Origin of the sequence: Paraburkholderia tropica (assembly GCF_014171495.1) — a bacterium.
Classification (GTDB): Bacteria; Pseudomonadota; Gammaproteobacteria; order Burkholderiales; family Burkholderiaceae; genus Paraburkholderia; species Paraburkholderia tropica.
Genome location: NZ_CP049135.1, coordinates 1,680,165 through 1,696,176 on the forward strand (window position 1 = coordinate 1,680,165; position 16,012 = coordinate 1,696,176).

Genomic DNA, 16,012 nt, shown 5'->3' on the forward strand with positions numbered 1-16,012 from the left:
TGACTGGCGACCTTGCTGCATGCCGTCCCCTCTGCCGCCCCACCTGCCGCCCACCGACAACTCGGAGCGTCAATGACCCGCGTTCTGGAAATCGTGCTCGACGTCGTGCGCGCCGCCCCACCAGCCGCTCCGGCCGCTCATGCCGACCGGTCCGCCGGATCTACCGCATCTTGCGCCTCGTCCACTGCGCCTCGTTCCGCTGTTTCGCCTGATGCGTCCGCTTCGCGCGGCTCGGCTCCCGGCGCATTCGCCGCTATCGTCAGCGCCGCGTTGCCGCAGCTCTGCGCGCTTGATGCCACCGATGCCACCGATGCAGGTGCGTCGATGCGCCGCGTCATGTTCGATCGGGGCGGCGCGCTCGCGCGGGGCGGCTGGCGGCTCGCCGTCGAGACGCGCGGCGCGGTGCATGGCGTGGTGGTGTCGCGTCGCCGCACGTTCACGCCGGGCCTCTGCATCGTCGAGCCGATTTTCGACGCGCCGCTCGAAGCCGAAGATATCGAGAGCGCACTGTTCGACGCCGCGCCCGCGCCCTTTCGCGAAGCGCTGGCGGCGGCGGGCGTACCGGAGCCGGTGGCGGCGCTCGCGGGCGAACGCCATGCGTGGCGCTGGACGCGCGAAGGCGTGAGCACCGAGGTCGTGCTCGATGCCGATGTGCGCGACGCACTCGCGCCCTCGCGCGAGGCCGAGGAACGGAATGCATTGCGCGAACTGCACGAACTGCACGAATTGCGCGTGAGCGTCGCGTGGGACGAGGGCGCCGACGCCGCACCGCTCGTCGATGCGCTGTTCGCCTGCGCGCACGACATCGTCGACGTGCTGCCGGCCTTCGTGCGTGTGACCGATGCGCTCGAGCGCGCGGCGGCGGGCTGCGCGGCGGGAGACGTCGCCGCCGTTCACGCCGATCCCGTCGATCTGCGCGGTGCGGCGACCGCCGAGGCCGCGCTGCTCGCGATTGGCGCGAACATCAGCGCCCAATGGTTCGGCAACGACGCGGGCGTGCGCGATTCGCCGAACACGGAGTTCATTCATCAGATGCGTGTGTCGCAGCGGCGACTGCGCACGGCGATGCGGATTTTTTCGCGTTGGCGCGACGCGGTCTGGAACACGCACATCGCGCCCGAGCTGAAATGGCTGGGCGGCCTGCTCGGCGAGGCGCGCGATCGCGATGTGTTCGTCGAATCGACGCTGCCCGCGCTCGCGGGCGCCGACACCGAACCCGCGCGCTGGAACGAGCTGCGCGACGCGGCCGAAGCGCAACGCGCCGCCGCGCGTGCGCGCGTGCGCGAGGCGCTGGCGTCGCCGCGTTACGCCCACGCGGCGCTCGCGTGGCTTCAGTGGCTGGCGGCGCTGGCGCGTCGGTCCGGTGCGTCGAACGAGGACGGACGTTCGCTGTATCGGCATGCGAGGAAGCGCGTGCGGCGTTATTACGAGCGCCTCGCGCAGACACAGAAGCTCACCGCCATCGACGAAGCCAGCCGCCATCGCGTGCGTATCGCCGCGAAATATCTGCGCTACACGCTCGAATTCTTCACGTCGATCACCTCGCGCCGCACGCGCACGCAGACCGCGCGCACGCTGTCGCGGCTGCAAAGCGTGCTCGGCGACGGCAACGACGCGGCCGTCGCGCTGCGCTATCTCGAACGCATGGATGCCGAGCCGTATCAGCTTGGTTTCGCGCGCGGCTGGTGCGAGGCGGTCAAGCGTTACACGGCGAAGGAGGGCGAGCGGCTGCTGCGCGAGTTGCCGCCGCCGAAGGTGTCGCGCGGCGCGTGACGCCTGGCGTCTGCCGCGATACCTATAATCGACGCTCGATCCGAACTCTTTCCAGGTTGGCGCGATGAGCGATTTTCCTTCCCCGCCCGTTCCCGACGCTGACGCGCGCGAGCTGGGCGTCGGCGGCTCGGTGTGGTTCCAGGCGGGCGCGCAGATGCTCGGCGGTGCGGCGCGCATTGCGCTGCTGGCGGCGATTCGCGAGACCGGCTCGATCACGGGCGCGGCCAAGGCCGTCGGCATGAGCTACAAGGGCGCGTGGGACACCATCGACGCCATGAACAACCTCGCCGGCGAGACGCTCGTCGAGCGCGCGGCCGGCGGCAAGGGCGGCGGCGGCACGACGCTCACGCCGCGTGCGCTGCGCCTCATCGACACGTATCGCGCGATCGAACGCGAGCATCGCCGTTTCCTCGAACGCGCGGCGCAGGCCGTGAGCGAGCTGGGCGGCGCGCTGGAAGGCGCGAGCGGCGACCTCGCCGTGCTCGGGCGCTTCGGTCTGCGCACCAGCGCGCGCAATCAGCTTTACGGTGCGATTACGGCGCTCGTGCGCGGCGCCGTCAACGACGAGGTGTCGATCGCGCTGCCGGGCGGCCAGACGCTCGCCGCCATCGTGACGCGCGAGAGCGCCGAGTCGCTTGGGCTGGCCGTGGGCGCGGACGTGGTGGCGCTCGTGAAGGCGTCGTCGGTGCTGCTGGTGGCCGGTGGCGCGGACGGAGAGGCGGCGCGGCTCTCCACGCGCAATCGCCTGAGCGGGACGGTGAGCGCGCTGCGGCGCGGCGAGGTGAATGCGGAGGTGACGCTGGCGTTGCCGGGCGGCGTGGTGATCGCGGCGATCGTCACGGAGGCGAGCGTGGACGCGCTCGGACTGGAAGTGGGCGTGGCCGCGACGGCCGCGTTCAAGGCGTCGAGCGTGCTGCTGGGCGTGGCCGGATAGCGTGGTTTGGCGGTGGCTTGAGCTGGCTTCGAGCCGGTTTCGAGCGCGCCTTCGCGCGAGCGCCGCAGCCGCGTATGCCCGATGCGGACTCAGGCGACGCGTTGCAGCGTCGGCGTGAGCGTGTCGCGGGTTTGCGAGACCGGCGCGTTCGGCGTACCGGGCGCGAGCCTGTTGCGATTGGCTTTCCACTTGGCGCGCACGTACGGCTGATTGTGCCCCGATACCGTGAGCGCCAGATTCGTCACCCAACGGTGCGTGGGCACGCGCACGTCGTGCACGGCGAATGCGAGCACGGCCAGACTCAGCGTGACTACGGCGGCCGAAATGCGCGTGGACGGCGTCTTCCACCAATAGACCACGAAGGCAAGCGCGGTGAGCGCGCCGACGATGCAGCCCGTCACGGCTTCGGACGGCGAGTGCGCGACCAGCACCACACGCGACGTCCCGACCGCGATGCCCACCGCGAGCCCGATCGCCACGCCCGTGGCGCGTAGCGCCGTGCGGCTGCCTTGCAGCATCAGGAAAAAGGCGACCGGATAGACCGCCGTGGAGAGCATGGCGTGTCCGCTCAGGCCCGTGAAGTCGTAGGAACGCACGCCCACGCCCCAGCCCAAAAACGCGATCTTCGTGACGGTGACGAGTCCGATTGACGCACCCAGCAGCAGCAGCCAGCTCGCCGCCATGCGCCATGAATAGCCGGTGAGCAGCCACAGCGCGATCCCGAGCGCGAGCGGCAACGTCAGGCCTGCGCCGCCGAGGTTGGTGATCGAGATCCAGAGGTGTGCGGGTAAGTCGGGCATGGCATGGCGCCGTGACGCGGGCGTTAGAGGGTATCCATTGTTTAACGCGCAAGCGGCCGGGTAGGCCGACATGGCGTTGCGTGATCTTCCAGTATAGCGGCGTCGCGAAATGAGCCGGTGCGGTGCACTGCACGAAAGTGCCCGATCGGTGCGGCCAGACAGCCGGATGAGCATTTCTGCAGGCAGCGCGGAATGGTGTTATTGTGCATCGCACAACGAATCGCCGTGGCAAATCGCCTCGGGTGTTCGACCCCCTTTCACGAGGCCGCTGATGACGAAGAATCTGACGAAGCTATGGGCGGGTGGCATGCAGCGTCTGCTCGCCATCCAGAAACGCGCCGCCCGCGAGGCGTTGCGAGAAGCCGGCGTGCATGCGCCGGATGTGCAGACCATGTGGCGCGACGCCCAGCATGCCGCGCATGCCGCAGGCGAAGCGGTGGCGCGCGCGGTGCACGTGGCGCAGTCGCCCGCGCCCGCGCGGCCGCCGGTGCGTGAATCGCGCGTCGGGCCGCGTGCTGCGGCGTGGGCGGCGGGCGAATGGCACCGCGACGAGTATCTCGCCAAAAGCATGACGCGGCCGCTCGCCTACGGCTTGTATCTCCCGCCAGGCCTCGACACGAAGGGCATGCCGCTCGTGGTCATGCTGCACGGCTGTAAACAGACGATGGATTCGTTCGCGGAAGGCACGCGCATGAATCTGCTGGCCGACAAGCACGGTTTCGCCGTGCTGTATCCGGAGCAATCGGCGCAGGCGCATCCGCATCAGTGCTGGCACTGGTATGACGCGCGTCAGCCCGCAGGCGGCGGCGAGGTGACGGCGATCATCTCGCTCGTCGATTCGCTCGCGCAGCGCCACGGTTTCGACCGTTCGCGCGTCTATCTGGCGGGTCTGTCCGCGGGCGCGGGGCTGGCATCGATGCTGGCGGTGCGTGCGCCGGGCCGCTTCGCGGCGGTGGCGCTGCATTCGGGGCCGGCGTTCGGCGAGGCGCGCTCGGGCGTCTCCGCGCTCGACGTGATGCGGCGCGGGCTGCACCACGATCCCGTCGAACTCGTTGAAGAGCAACTGGCAGGCCGTCCGTATCCGGGCATGCCCGCGCTGATTGTGCAGGGCGACGCCGACGCGGTAGTCGCGCCGGTCAATGCGGAGCAACTCGCGGTGCAATTTCTGCGTCTGAACAATCTGGCCGATGCGCATGGCGTGCGCCAGGGCGTCGTGTCGCACGAAAGCGAGGGCGACGGCTACACGCTCCACGACTACGCGCGCGACGGCGCGAGCGTGGTGCGGCTGTGCCGCGTGAACACACTCGATCACGCCTGGAGCGGCGGCGACGACAGCGTGCCGTTCCACTCGTCAGCAGGCCCGGACGCCAGCGCGATGATCTGGGACTTTTTCGAATCCTGGCGCCGCGATGCCGTAAGCGACGATTACTACGAAGACGGCGAGCTCGCCCAAGGCGCGGATTGATCCGGGCAGTTCGTTGAACAGATGCGACAATCCGTGTCACATTCAGGGTTTACCCTAGTCAGGGTTTTCCCTATAATAGCTCTATTCCTTCCGCGGGCATGTGCCCAATTATCGGAGCCAGACCATGTACCTGATCAGCCGCCTCTTCCTGTTCCTCACGAAATCCGCCGAAGCTTCGCGCAAAGAGCGTGAAGAAGCCTATCTGTCTGAATCGGCCGACATCTATGACCTGGAATTCCGCATGCGCAAGCTCGATCGCGAGAAGACCGGCCGTCAACCGTCGTGGATGAACCACTACGGCTAAGCCAGTCGGCAGTGCGTTAGTAGTCTGAAAAGCAAACGGGGCGCACCATGGCGCCCCGCAGGTGTGACCAGCCGCATCGCGCGGCCAGCGTCAACGTCCCGAACCGGTCGAATTCGACGAATCGGGCAGATCGGCGGCCGGTTTTTCCTGTACGCCGTAGCAGCCGCGGTAGGTCGCGTAGAACGTACTTTACACTGTCGGTAAAAAGACCTTTGGAATCAACAGTTTAGGCCAAAGTTTCCGCTGAAAATCTCAGGTTGTGTACATTTTTGTGCATAACGAGGTGAAACATGGCTACGTTTGTTCGTAGAGGCGATAAGTGGTTAGTACGTGTCGTAAAGAAGGGCTTCCCAAACAAAAGCAAGACCTTCGACACCAAGGAAGAAGGCAAGCGTTGGGCTACTGAGGTTGAAGCCTCAATGCTTGCGGGGACGTTTGAGGACAACCAAGCCGACCTAGCTATAACCATTGGCGAGTTAATACAGAGGCGTTTGGACACCGATCCAGCCTTGCATGTATTACCTAATGGCCCATTGGTCACAAAAAACACGATGTACCTAAAATACAGACTGCTCAACATGAAAGAGCGTCTGGGTGCATACAGTGTCGAAAATCTAACCCCACAAGTGCTTGCAAAATACCGGGACGAACGGCTCAAGATCGTAAGTCCAGGTACGTTACTGCGCGAGATTGCAGTTCTGGAAGGGCTGTTCAAGAAAGCACGTGGCGATTGGGGTATGAAGCTTCCAAACCCATTCGAGAAGTTTATACGCCCGCAATATCACGGCGAACGTGACCGCATTCTCACAGAGACGGAATTGGCGCGTCTATGGGAATCGTTGAAAAGCACCGATGAATTGTGGGAGCCTAGAAAGGCAAAAAACAATATCAACCCGCATTTGTTGCCATTGGCTAAACTTGCTCTGGAAACAGCAATGCGCAGAAGTGAGATGTTGGAACTCACTTGGGATCGTGTTGATCTGGAACGCAGGGTTGCCTATCTGCTTAAAACTAAAAATGGCAAACCCAGAACAGTACCATTGAGCACGGGTGCAATTGCTATCTTCCAAGAGGTTTTGGAGGCACGTAAAAAGATGCCATTGGAAGGGCTAGAAGCTACTTCTAACCGTGTGTTTCCCATCTCTTACCGTGTTGTAGATCAGGCGTGGGTGCGTGCTGTAAAACGTGCTGGGATCAAGGATTTTAGGTTTCACGATCTTAGGCATCAGGCCATTACTAACATGGCGAAAAAGATACCCAATGTGATCGAGCTAAGTCGTATTTCTGGGCATAGCAACTTAAAGATGCTTGCGCGTTACTACAGCACCAGACCGGAAGAACTTGCGCTAAAATTGGGGTAGGAAGTTCAACAACTAGGAGAAGAGTATGGCTTTCACCGTAAAGGTACGTCCTGACGACACTACCAACATGATCGGGGCTGGTGTTCCTGATGAAGACTTGCAATGGGTCGCGTTTGAATATGACGACCTGCAATGGGAAAGTGTTATGGAAGTTCTTGCCTCTAAACAAGCAAGTTATTTGCTGTCAGAGAATGGCGAGCCGTTTTCGATGCGTCAGGCTTAACGGATGACAAAAGAGCGGGGTGCAATGCCTCGCTCTTTCTACTACCATCTTTCCTTGACGAAGCTCGCGTCATCTTCTGAGCTAAACAAAACACACAATACTGTCTCATCAGCATCATCCCAATACGCCTTTAGTGAATGTGCAGCTTGCTCAAAGTTGCCGTACTTCTTGCTAAGGATGACTTTAACTTTGAGCTTTAGTCGTACTTCACGAATAGCTTTTGCGTGATTGCCTACATACACAATCAATGCAGTAGGCGTCCATTCGTAGATCATAGGAAGTTGAGCTTGAACAGTGCTGCGTCTTTCTTGCTATCCATCTGTACTTCAAGTTTGAGCATGTCTTGAACAGCAGTGCCAGTATCAAAGTCGCCAGTAGTATCCGTATAGACATACAGGCTTGATATGACTCTGGTTAGTTGGATGTTAGGGAAGATGCCTTGTTCTTTTAACCAAGTCTTGATATGCCAATATGCAGCTTGTGCCGTGTTTTGATCGCCGATGTATGCCGAATAGACGTAAGTACCAAAGTGAGGTTTGATGCCATCTATGGCGAGTTCGTTAAATTGCAGCGTCATCACTTGATCTCCTTACGGTAGCGAATCTCGTTAATTTCGAAGCCGAAGCGAGGGCCAATCTCAAGCCAGAAGTTACGGTTGCTTGAGAAGGTGATTGCTGTACAACCGATGGTAGTAGCTAAATCAGACAGTTCTTGATTGAAGGAGCGCATTACTGAGCCTGCGCCGTTCTTGTTTGTATGTTCGTTGCTGCAACATACCCAGATATGCAAAGCGCTCTCTTTGAAGTTACTTGCTTTCTGGAGGATGCAGAACCCGCAACTATCTTTGATTGCTGCTTCTCTGTCCTTGTATGTCATGCCAGCTTGACGTGTCATTGAGCAGAAGACTAGGGAGGAATTGCCCGCTGCGATGCTGGCGTAAAGTTCCTCTGGAATCCACTTATCAGCGGTTTCTTGCTCCGCTTGCAGTGCTACTAGGCCTGGTCTAACAAGCTCCCAGTAGTTACGAAGTTCTGTCTTGTCAATGAGAATCAGTTGCTTCTCTTTAGTTGCGTCAAAGTTGTTGTTCATTATTATTATTCTCCTGGCAACTTAATAGCGTGTGCCGAATTATTGTTTTTATGCACCTTCTGGAAAACGCATCCTGTGTGATATTCAGGACTGTCGTTATCGAACACAAACACTTCGTCCGACAGCTTTTCATAGAAGATGTTGTAGCGCTCTAGGAACTCAACAAGCCTAGCCCTTGCTGCTTTTGCTTTCTGCTCCGATACTGGTGTTCCATCACCTGAGATGGTGATGAGTTTCATAGCTCAAAGATCGTAAAGTGACTTGCCAGAATCAAACGCTCTGAGCAAGCAACTGGATCTGGGTCTTTGAGATAGCTTTCCTTCGCTACAGGCTTGAACTGAATCAGGCTTCCCACAATCTGGTATTCGTTTGCGAAGTAAGTGCCTTGTGGCAGGTTAATTTTGTACTGGTACGTCAGCGTTTGAGCGGTATCAGGAAGTGCCAAGCAATCGCATGCGCATTGATGTGGATAGTGATTCATTGTTGTTTGTCTCCGGGTTCATTATTAGATTTCTTCACTCTAGGTTTATAAGGGCCACGTTTTTTTCCCTTCTGCGTTTCACTGATCTTCTTCTTCGTTTCCTCAGAGTGTCTAGTGCCGGTACGGTCCATCTTTTTAAGCTTAGATTCGTCCATATTTTTTGTTGTTCCTCGTCTTTATTTTCCTTCTTGTTGTAGACAATGTATTTAGCTTGCAAACCAATGGTACACTCAACACGTTTAACAAAGAAAAAGGTCACACGATGGCTACTTGCCCGACGCCAGCAACAGCAAGCGATACAGCGGCATGGGTTCAAGCATGGGGATCAATCGGTGCAATCATCTTCTCTGTTCTGGTTGCTTGGTGGCAAATGAACAGGGCGCGGAAGCAGACGTTGTATGCCATCGAGCAGCAACGCAAGGCCGACAACTTGCGTATGGCTAACACGTTGCTTGAGATCGCCAAAAGCGCGCTGAAGCTCCAGAAGCATGTAACAGGCAAGTTGGACTCGCGCGAGAAAATTTACTTCGCTGCACAGGACAATAGATTGCCGTTCGATATGCCTATGGTCTACACGATGGAAAGGCAGCTAGACCGGATTGCTCTGCATGACTTGCCTGCAAACCTAATAGCACCTGCGCTCTTGGTTGCAGAGACTTTTAGACAGGTAAAGATCAAGCTAGAAATAGTGTTTGACACGCATCGCAAGATGGATGCGGCAATGTTTGAAGACTTCTTTGGGACAGTGAAAAGTATGGAGGAGTCTATGAGTGCCACTATTGCCGATCTTGAAAAACAGCTTGAGCAGATGCGCTAGCGAATAAGAGGCAGCTAGCTTCAGTTTTAAAGGTCAAAACGACTGGAGAGCAAGATGGAAGAGAGCAGCAACTTGGCAAATCGCGAAGTGGAGAAAATAGAGGAAAGTGGGATAAGCGAGATAACACCCCAGCCGACGCCTGTCTATGCGGCATTCGACGCTAACGGCAACTTTGTCGCGTTCTGGGAAAGTCGAGAAAATGAGATTGCCTTTTACAATCCGTCATCAATGCACGAAACTCACTTTACAAGTGGTACGCAAAGTTTCGTAGAGTCCCGGTCGCATTACGAGGCAAGCGGCGAACTCGATGGGTTTAACGAAACGGTGAATGCTGCTTGGCATATATTAGGTCAGCAGATGCTGTTCTTGGACAAACGCAAGGTAGAGCGTTCCCAAATTTCACTTGGTACTTACTGGCCAAGAATATGGAGAGGTTGGTATTCAGGGGACTATACACTTTCGACCTACAATCCGGTCGATGCACGAATGGTTTATCAGACGAAATTTGTGCAGTCTACGGTAGCTGCATCAAGTCTGTTCTCCTATTTGATAGACATATTTCGCAATGTTGAGCCTGCAAGCGAAAACTTGACCACCTTCGGGCATAAGATTCGCGAACTTCTCATTTTGGTCTGCACCGAAGTTGAGGCAGGTTGGCGTGCGGTGCTGGAAGCGAACACGACCACGCGCAAGAAGTCGTACAGAACGGATGATTATTTCAGGACAAAGGAGCCACTTTGTCTCGGCGAGTGGAGCGTGGCCCTAAAAGACTATCCAAACCTCGGTGAGTTTTCACCTTTTTCAGAATGGTCCAAAGCGTGTCCCACAAAGTCTTTAACTTGGTATGATTCTTATAACGCTGCGAAGCATGATCGAGAAACAAATTTCTCGCGCGCGAATCTCGGTGACTTGTTATCGGCCATGGCGGCATTGCATATCATACAGGCGGCGCAGTGGGGGCCGGAATTGTTCGACAGATTCTATGGCGACCACTTCAGTCCGTTTTTTGTGACGAAATGGCCTAAGTTCAGTGCGTCGGAATTGTATATTCCAAATACCGGTTCCGATAGACAATTTTCTGCTTTTCCTTATTTCAGGGATTAACGGGTGCAGCAAAGCGTCGAGAATCAAAGATTTTGATTGCTTGCAAAGATGCAGTCGTTGTCTTTGTAGATGCCAAGTTCTTCGTACTTCGCAAGTAAAGCTGCTGTCGCTTCTTCGATAGTGTCAAAGTAGCCGAGCCAGTAGCCTTTTTTCTGGTGTTTAACGGTTGCAGAGTATCTGTTCTTGCGCTTTTCATAACGAACGCCACGCACACCAGAGGTATTGTCTTTGCGCAGTTTGGAGTTATGGTTGTTGGCTGAGTAATCTACGTCGCGCAAGTTTTCCCAGCGGTTGTCATCTGGAATGTGGTTTATGTGGTCTACGATGTTCTTCGGCCAGCTACCAGTCATTAGCAGAAAGGCTAGGCGGTGAGCATAAACAGAGCCAATTTCTGGAACATATACTTGGATATATCCAGAAGCTATCTTGCTACCGACTTGTTCGCCTTGCTTTGTCTTGAGAGTTGCGACGTCGTTTTTTAAGGTGATTGCACCGGTTTCGGCGTCGTAGTGGAAAAACTCGTTAGCTGTTTCGTATGAAATGCGGGCTTCGGCTTTGCGGCCGCACAAGAGGATTTTTCTAGTCATTGTTGTTATCCGTGAAGTGCGCAGGTTCATCTCCTGTCACACTTCATATTTAGCTTGCATGCCGTACGAGCACGCTTAAAGCCCGAATAACAACGATTTTGTCAATATCTTTCTTTGATATTATTTTAGCAACTGCTTTAGTCTGAGCTTCTTCGAATTGGAGCAGTTCAAGCAGAAGGGGTTCTTCCTTTCCCCGTTTATGGCCTGTAGCTCGAACTGGTTAGCGGATATTCGATCTGGAAAGCTGGCAATGATATATTTCTCCCAGCCCTTGGGTTTGCCCTGATCTATGGAGAAGTAGCCCTGCTGGTTATACACGTCCCAAAGCAGGGAGCCAGAACCGAAATACAGGTCTTTCTCGGGCTTGTTATAGCTAGACCGTACTCCGATGTAGTAGAGGCCAGTATCCGCGTGGTGAAGCAAATAGACGTAGTGGAAGGGCTTCTTCGGCACCCAAGTTTGTTCTGTTTCCATGTTTCGAACCTTTTCCTGTATTTAGGTCGGTGTCGAAACAGCACTCTCCGCGGGTTCTGGGTATCAAAACTTGAATATTGACAGCTTTGTTACACAGATTTAGACTACGAAGCTAAATAGATGTACAAGAAGAATTTGACGGACTAGGTCGGTTCTTATCACAGAATACTCAAATTTGGCAAAATTAAATTTGGCAAATTTAAAGGCGCTACAGTGCTTGCTAGTCCCAACGCTGTTAGCGCCTTTTCCTTTTTACTCCCAGAAATACAAATTCCAGCTAACAAGCACATACACGGCAATGACGCATGCGAACGTAAGTTCCCCGGTAGTTGCTAGGTAGCCATAGGGCAGAGGTTAGAGTAATTATGTCTCGAAACAGTATGCACCGTTAACGAAAGTTATAAAGCGCTCTGGTGTTCTACGTAACCAGAACAAAGCGACAGGACGAGAACTCGTGGTAACAAGATTACTTCCGGGGGACTAATGTAGACGGTACAGATACAGGTTCAACTCCTGTTGAGAACGTTAGGAGAGGGTGTCCAAGGGCAGTTGGTCTTTACGAAGAACAACAACTAAATCTAGTATCTGGTTAAACCGGAGAGGGATTTAGATTCATTTTATCTAAATTTTCTGCTTAATTTTCCTCTGCTACTTACCACTAATATACGTCACCTGAACTGCTTAACTACTTCGCAGTTAGCGCAGTTCGGTGGTCCCGCCGTAAAACTTCGCCTGACAAGCAGGCGCGTTTTACTTGGGACGACGTGTTAATAATCTTGTTCTGGAAGTCCAGAAGTTAAGCGATAGCTCGGTGGCTTGAGTGAAATCGCGTGTGCTTGCCACCGCGTATTTCACGAAATGCCCTGCACAGCTACATGAGCAGAAGGCGAATGTGCTGTTGCAGTAGAAATTCAATCAAGTGCTTGGCAAGTACAGAATTACTAGCACATGCGAAACCAAGTACGCCCGAAAATTACCCGTTGAAATCCAGAACAAGAAGTACAGGAAAGCAAGTCCCAAAAACCCAGATTTAGAACCTGGATTAATGGGAGTAGTGTGACCTCAAACGCCGCTACATGGCTACTTGGTGGTAAGGTCCCGCTTGAAGTGCATGAGGTGAGACAGTGCCTTGCTTAACTCCGCTTCGTCCTTTAGCGCTTGCGTGATGCGCTCAGACAACTCACCAAGTACGACACGGATGCTACCGGCAAGCTCTAGGCACTGCGCATCGGTCAGAGCATGTACGCCTTCGCTAAGAGCGCTGTGAAGGAGTTGGATAGGGCTATGGCCGTCAATCAGCAAGCTTTCAGGCATAGCATCTTTAGCCATATCCAGCGCTCTGCTGAACTGCGTTTCTTCTATCGCAGCTTTGAGAGTCGCGATCTTTTCAGCGGGCGCCTTTATCTTTTCGCAGATCTTGATGATCTCGCCAAGTATCCTGTTCTTTTGATTCTCGATCACTCGCCGGTAGTAGACAAATGCACCTATACCTAGCCCTTGATTCTCGCAGCGACGGCCACTAAGGAACGTGTCGCGATCAGGGCCGATAAGTTTAATCAACCTTGACGGAACAGGTGGGCCAAAAGGCGGCAGTTCCCCGAACTTATATACCTGTCCAGAAAAATCAGCCTTGCCGCTTAATATTGCGGCCAGAGAATAAGTCTTTTCAAATTTGCGGCAGTTTGAACAGGTATAGGTAACGTAGAAGTGCGTGTAACTTTTATGGTCGAGATGGTGCTTCTCTTCGGATAGGTTACGGAAGAACCGCAAGCCGTTACATTGCTCGCTGGGACAGTGCAATTGCAGGTCCGGGGCGCGAAAAACGGTGCCTCGACCATACGATGTAGATATTTGATAGGCAAGGCCACGGATTGCCACAACCTGCCCAGGTGCTATGTCTTCCAAGAAGTCTGCGACCGACAACTCAGGTTCTGCCGCACTATCTGCTGGTTCTTGCGCCTCGTCTGTGCTCATTGTCGTAACCCCGTAAAGTCAAACTGTATCGCATTCTACTCCCGAAGAAGGTCTGCTGCGAGCACTCCAATCTAGAGGGAGCTAAATAGATGCGAGGGTAACTATTCCTCAAAACTCCGTGAACAGCTCTACCGGTTTAGTCATGGCCGGTAGGGCTCCAAATGGTAGTGCATATTATTTCTCCCAGATAAGCAAAGAAGCCCGAGACTAAACCCCTTGGGCTTTTTTGTGACTCAACGATTTGGTTCTAGCCAGTTCATAAATTAGAATGGTTATTAAAATAATATGGAGTTTGAATGTCAGTGCCAGTAGGATTTAAACACGAAAGAGGTCTATGCCCGCATTGCAATTTTGAGGGTGCAAAAGGACACATGCGCCGCTACCACTTTGACAACTGCAAATACCGCTTTGTTGGTAAGCCAGAAGTAGGGCAGGAAGAAGTAAAGCCAGAACCTGTTGGTGAACAGCCAGTAAGGAAAGGGCCAGGTAGACCAAAGGTATCAGAAGGCGGGTCGTCGCAGCGCTTTATGGCAAGAGTGCTAAAAGAACACGCGCAAAAATATCAACATGAAATTGCGCAGTTCATATCGGACAGAGGTTTAGATGCGGTGTGGGACTTGAAGTTTGGCAACCCGCGCGCAAGCTGGATCAGCATTGAATTCAAAAAGGACGGGTTAGCTACTCAGCTAGAACGATACGTTGTCAGCTTAGTAAATAAAGATACAGAGAACCCAGATGATTAAATGAATATGGTCCCGGTACGCATCCCTTGTGAAGACTTCTTGAGGCTAAGACTAGCTATTGCTAGATGGCATCGAGACAGATCACTTAATGCAGTCTGGGACTATTACCCTCCGAAACAGCACATAGTATTTTCGTTTGACAACCAAGACATTGCGTATGAGTTTATGGTCGATTTCGAAGACGCTTAACGCTATCCAGAATCACTTGGTATCGTTCTTTAAATAGATGGATAACCATCATTTGGAACGAAAACATGCAGGAACAAGACCTAGACCAAGTAAAAACCGACTTGCAGGTACACCTAGTAGAGTGTGCTGCAAACTATCAAGAATTGAAGTCGGAGACGCAAGCGCAGAACTCGAAAATTGATTACCTAGCAAAGACAGTAGAAAAGCTTGCCGACGTAATAGTTGGATCAGCCGCAGGATTGATTGCTTTGTTGCTCGCTGTAATCGGCTTCTTGCTTGTGCATTTCGTTTTCAAGGGACTTTGATTTCTGGTTTTTCTGAAACTATCCTCATGGCCCCATAAGACTAGAGGTAGTGAATGAAAAAGGAAATCACCGCTACACCAGTTCCTGAGCATGAGCGCCCGAAATTCATGCCGCACTTGTACACCGCACGCTGCTTCATCCTGAGCGAGCAAACCATGTTCAGGACAGCACGCAAACTCAGTAAGCAGTACGCTGGTGGTCACTGGGAGTTTGTGAGACTGAGTAACGGCAGCGGATACGCGTACCCAGACAGCCCCGAGAAATTCGACATACGAGTCTCAGGCAATGGTTTTGAGGGGACGCTAGGGAAGGAGGCTTTCGGGATTGTCTGCACGCTGTTCGCGTTGAGTGGTTCATGTGCATACGCGTTCATGAAGGAGCTACAAGCCGCAAACGAGACGTTGCACGATCACTACCATCAACTGCTGGACTACGTTCAACAGCACCCAGAGGCAAAGCTGATTTTCCGCGCTATTGACTGATGGTTTGAAGGTGGTAGTCTTCGCTTGTTCTCGTCCCGAAATTAGTTAAGACTACCAATGGATAAACAACAGAAGAAGGGGAAGAAAATGCAATCGACCAAAGACAAACTCATCGTAGGTACGCTGTTCATCAGCATAGTGCTCGGACTGATCCCCGTGGGGTTTCAGATCGCGCACAACTTTGAGCACGTGAAGATCAGTGCTTTGGTGCTTTGCATGTTCATCCCCTTGCTTCTGCTTGGTGTCGTCGGTATGTACGTTGCTGAGTTCGTCTGGAGCTTGGTGGTGATGGTCTTTGCACTAGGTTCATGGGCGTTGGTCAGCGCGCTACCGTGGATTGCTGTAGGTTTTTGCATCGCACTTGGTTTTGCACTGTTTCACATGATCTAAGTTTTCCCTCGTAGCTAGTAGTGATCGTTTGCCCCGACTAACCATCGGGGCTTTTTTTCGTCCCTAAACGTTACGTATTACGCGTTCGTCCTGCGAATAAATAGAAATATAAATCAATCCCGAATTGCAGGGATCCAAGCAGGAGAAAGCAAATGGCCTACGACTTCTATCAGGGCTCTACTTTCAATTTCGCAGGGACATTGCAGCTTACAGGTTCGGTAGTTGGCGGTACATCAGGCGTCAACAAAAACCAACCTGACTTTAGCCAGTGGGCTATTACAGCAGCGATGTACGACTCCGAAGGTGTAGTAAATTACGGCTCTATCGCAGTAGCAAACCTATCAGGTGGTGATCCTACTACCAACGGCTTGTATAACCTAACCGCAACATCATCACAAACTAGCACATGGCCTGTCGGTAAAGCGCAGCTAAATTTGAAAGTGACTGCTGCTGACGGCTCGATCATGTATGCAGACCCGATTTGGTTCCGCATCAAGGCGACGCCTTTAATTTAAAA

Annotated in this window: 21 protein-coding genes; 13 read left to right on the forward strand and 8 right to left on the reverse strand. The window is 54.2% G+C overall.

Annotated features, from left to right (window positions below; translation table 11 throughout):
• The first annotated feature begins 336 nt into the window (after positions 1–336).
• Both G5S35_RS22275 and G5S35_RS22280 read left to right on the forward strand, forming a co-directional pair.
• Positions 337–1,773, forward strand: a complete 1,437-nt coding sequence (locus tag G5S35_RS22275) for a CHAD domain-containing protein (protein ID WP_183039023.1) — start codon at positions 337–339, stop codon at positions 1,771–1,773.
• A 64-nt stretch (positions 1,774–1,837) separates the two neighbouring features.
• The gene (locus tag G5S35_RS22280; RefSeq protein ID WP_065059978.1) at positions 1,838–2,707 is read left to right on the forward strand and encodes a TOBE domain-containing protein; all 870 of its coding nucleotides are present in this window, start codon (positions 1,838–1,840) and stop codon (positions 2,705–2,707) included.
• A gap of 89 nt (positions 2,708–2,796) precedes the next feature.
• Here the strand turns inward: G5S35_RS22280 and G5S35_RS22285 are convergent, their stop codons facing one another.
• Positions 2,797–3,507, reverse strand: a complete 711-nt coding sequence (locus G5S35_RS22285; protein WP_065059977.1) for a phosphatase PAP2 family protein — start codon at positions 3,505–3,507, stop codon at positions 2,797–2,799.
• A 271-nt stretch (positions 3,508–3,778) separates the two neighbouring features.
• Between G5S35_RS22285 and G5S35_RS22290 the strand changes: the two genes are divergently transcribed.
• The 4 genes from G5S35_RS22290 to G5S35_RS22305 all read left to right on the forward strand — a co-directional run bounded on the left by G5S35_RS22290 (position 3,779) and on the right by G5S35_RS22305 (position 6,860).
• Positions 3,779–4,972 (forward strand): extracellular catalytic domain type 1 short-chain-length polyhydroxyalkanoate depolymerase, encoded by a 1,194-nt coding sequence (locus G5S35_RS22290; RefSeq protein ID WP_183039024.1) that lies wholly within the window; start codon positions 3,779–3,781, stop codon positions 4,970–4,972.
• Positions 4,973–5,096: 124 nt separating this feature from the next.
• The gene (locus G5S35_RS22295) at positions 5,097–5,276 is read left to right on the forward strand and encodes a DUF3563 family protein (protein WP_183039025.1); all 180 of its coding nucleotides are present in this window, start codon (positions 5,097–5,099) and stop codon (positions 5,274–5,276) included.
• A gap of 290 nt (positions 5,277–5,566) precedes the next feature.
• Entirely contained in the window at positions 5,567–6,637 is a 1,071-nt protein-coding gene (locus tag G5S35_RS22300; protein WP_183039026.1) for a site-specific integrase, read from the forward strand.
• Positions 6,638–6,662: 25 nt separating this feature from the next.
• On the forward strand, positions 6,663–6,860 hold the full coding sequence (locus G5S35_RS22305; protein ID WP_183039027.1) for a hypothetical protein: 198 nt from the start codon (positions 6,663–6,665) through the stop codon (positions 6,858–6,860).
• A gap of 271 nt (positions 6,861–7,131) precedes the next feature.
• On the opposite strand, the gene G5S35_RS22310 is transcribed toward G5S35_RS22305, so the two are convergent.
• Genes G5S35_RS22310 through G5S35_RS22325 form a run of 4 tightly spaced genes read right to left on the reverse strand, consistent with a single transcriptional unit; the run spans position 7,132 to position 8,430 of the window.
• On the reverse strand, positions 7,132–7,440 hold the full coding sequence (locus G5S35_RS22310; RefSeq protein ID WP_183039028.1) for a hypothetical protein: 309 nt from the start codon (positions 7,438–7,440) through the stop codon (positions 7,132–7,134).
• Complete coding sequence (locus tag G5S35_RS22315) at positions 7,437–7,949, reverse strand: hypothetical protein (protein ID WP_183039029.1); 513 nt, start codon at positions 7,947–7,949, stop codon at positions 7,437–7,439. Before G5S35_RS22315 ends, G5S35_RS22310 begins: the two co-directional genes overlap by 4 nt.
• Before the next feature lie 5 nt (positions 7,950–7,954).
• Positions 7,955–8,188 carry a hypothetical protein gene (locus G5S35_RS22320; protein ID WP_183039030.1) on the reverse strand — a complete coding sequence of 78 codons (234 nt, stop codon included), beginning with the start codon at positions 8,186–8,188 and terminating at the stop codon, positions 7,955–7,957.
• Entirely contained in the window at positions 8,185–8,430 is a 246-nt protein-coding gene (locus G5S35_RS22325) for a hypothetical protein (RefSeq protein WP_183039031.1), read from the reverse strand. Before G5S35_RS22325 ends, G5S35_RS22320 begins: the two co-directional genes overlap by 4 nt.
• A 160-nt stretch (positions 8,431–8,590) precedes the next feature.
• Here G5S35_RS22325 and G5S35_RS22335 point away from each other — a divergent pair, with 160 nt between their 5' ends.
• Positions 8,591–9,247 carry a hypothetical protein gene (locus tag G5S35_RS22335; RefSeq protein ID WP_183039033.1) on the forward strand — a complete coding sequence of 219 codons (657 nt, stop codon included), beginning with the start codon at positions 8,591–8,593 and terminating at the stop codon, positions 9,245–9,247.
• A 54-nt stretch (positions 9,248–9,301) separates the two neighbouring features.
• Positions 9,302–10,351 carry a hypothetical protein gene (locus G5S35_RS22340; RefSeq protein ID WP_183039034.1) on the forward strand — a complete coding sequence of 350 codons (1,050 nt, stop codon included), beginning with the start codon at positions 9,302–9,304 and terminating at the stop codon, positions 10,349–10,351.
• Positions 10,352–10,374: 23 nt separating this feature from the next.
• On the opposite strand, the gene G5S35_RS22345 is transcribed toward G5S35_RS22340, so the two are convergent.
• The 3 genes from G5S35_RS22345 to G5S35_RS22355 all read right to left on the reverse strand — a co-directional run bounded on the left by G5S35_RS22345 (position 10,375) and on the right by G5S35_RS22355 (position 13,386).
• Positions 10,375–10,938, reverse strand: a complete 564-nt coding sequence (locus G5S35_RS22345; protein ID WP_183039035.1) for an HNH endonuclease — start codon at positions 10,936–10,938, stop codon at positions 10,375–10,377.
• A 120-nt stretch (positions 10,939–11,058) separates the two neighbouring features.
• Complete coding sequence (locus G5S35_RS22350; protein ID WP_183039036.1) at positions 11,059–11,412, reverse strand: GIY-YIG nuclease family protein; 354 nt, start codon at positions 11,410–11,412, stop codon at positions 11,059–11,061.
• Between the two features lie 1,080 nt (positions 11,413–12,492).
• The gene (locus G5S35_RS22355) at positions 12,493–13,386 is read right to left on the reverse strand and encodes a hypothetical protein (protein WP_183039037.1); all 894 of its coding nucleotides are present in this window, start codon (positions 13,384–13,386) and stop codon (positions 12,493–12,495) included.
• A 296-nt stretch (positions 13,387–13,682) separates the two neighbouring features.
• Between G5S35_RS22355 and G5S35_RS22360 the strand changes: the two genes are divergently transcribed.
• The 5 genes from G5S35_RS22360 (at position 13,683) to G5S35_RS22380 (ending at position 16,010) form a co-directional block, all read left to right on the forward strand.
• Positions 13,683–14,129, forward strand: coding sequence for a hypothetical protein (locus tag G5S35_RS22360; RefSeq protein ID WP_183039038.1), 447 nt, complete (start codon positions 13,683–13,685; stop codon positions 14,127–14,129).
• 254 nt (positions 14,130–14,383) lie between these two features.
• Positions 14,384–14,623, forward strand: a complete 240-nt coding sequence (locus G5S35_RS22365) for a hypothetical protein (RefSeq protein ID WP_183039039.1) — start codon at positions 14,384–14,386, stop codon at positions 14,621–14,623.
• A gap of 53 nt (positions 14,624–14,676) precedes the next feature.
• Complete coding sequence (locus tag G5S35_RS22370) at positions 14,677–15,105, forward strand: antirestriction protein (protein ID WP_183039040.1); 429 nt, start codon at positions 14,677–14,679, stop codon at positions 15,103–15,105.
• Positions 15,106–15,162: 57 nt separating this feature from the next.
• The gene (locus G5S35_RS22375) at positions 15,163–15,495 is read left to right on the forward strand and encodes a hypothetical protein (protein WP_183039041.1); all 333 of its coding nucleotides are present in this window, start codon (positions 15,163–15,165) and stop codon (positions 15,493–15,495) included.
• A 152-nt stretch (positions 15,496–15,647) separates the two neighbouring features.
• Positions 15,648–16,010, forward strand: coding sequence for a hypothetical protein (locus G5S35_RS22380; RefSeq protein WP_183039042.1), 363 nt, complete (start codon positions 15,648–15,650; stop codon positions 16,008–16,010).
• Positions 16,011–16,012: the final 2 nt, after the last annotated feature.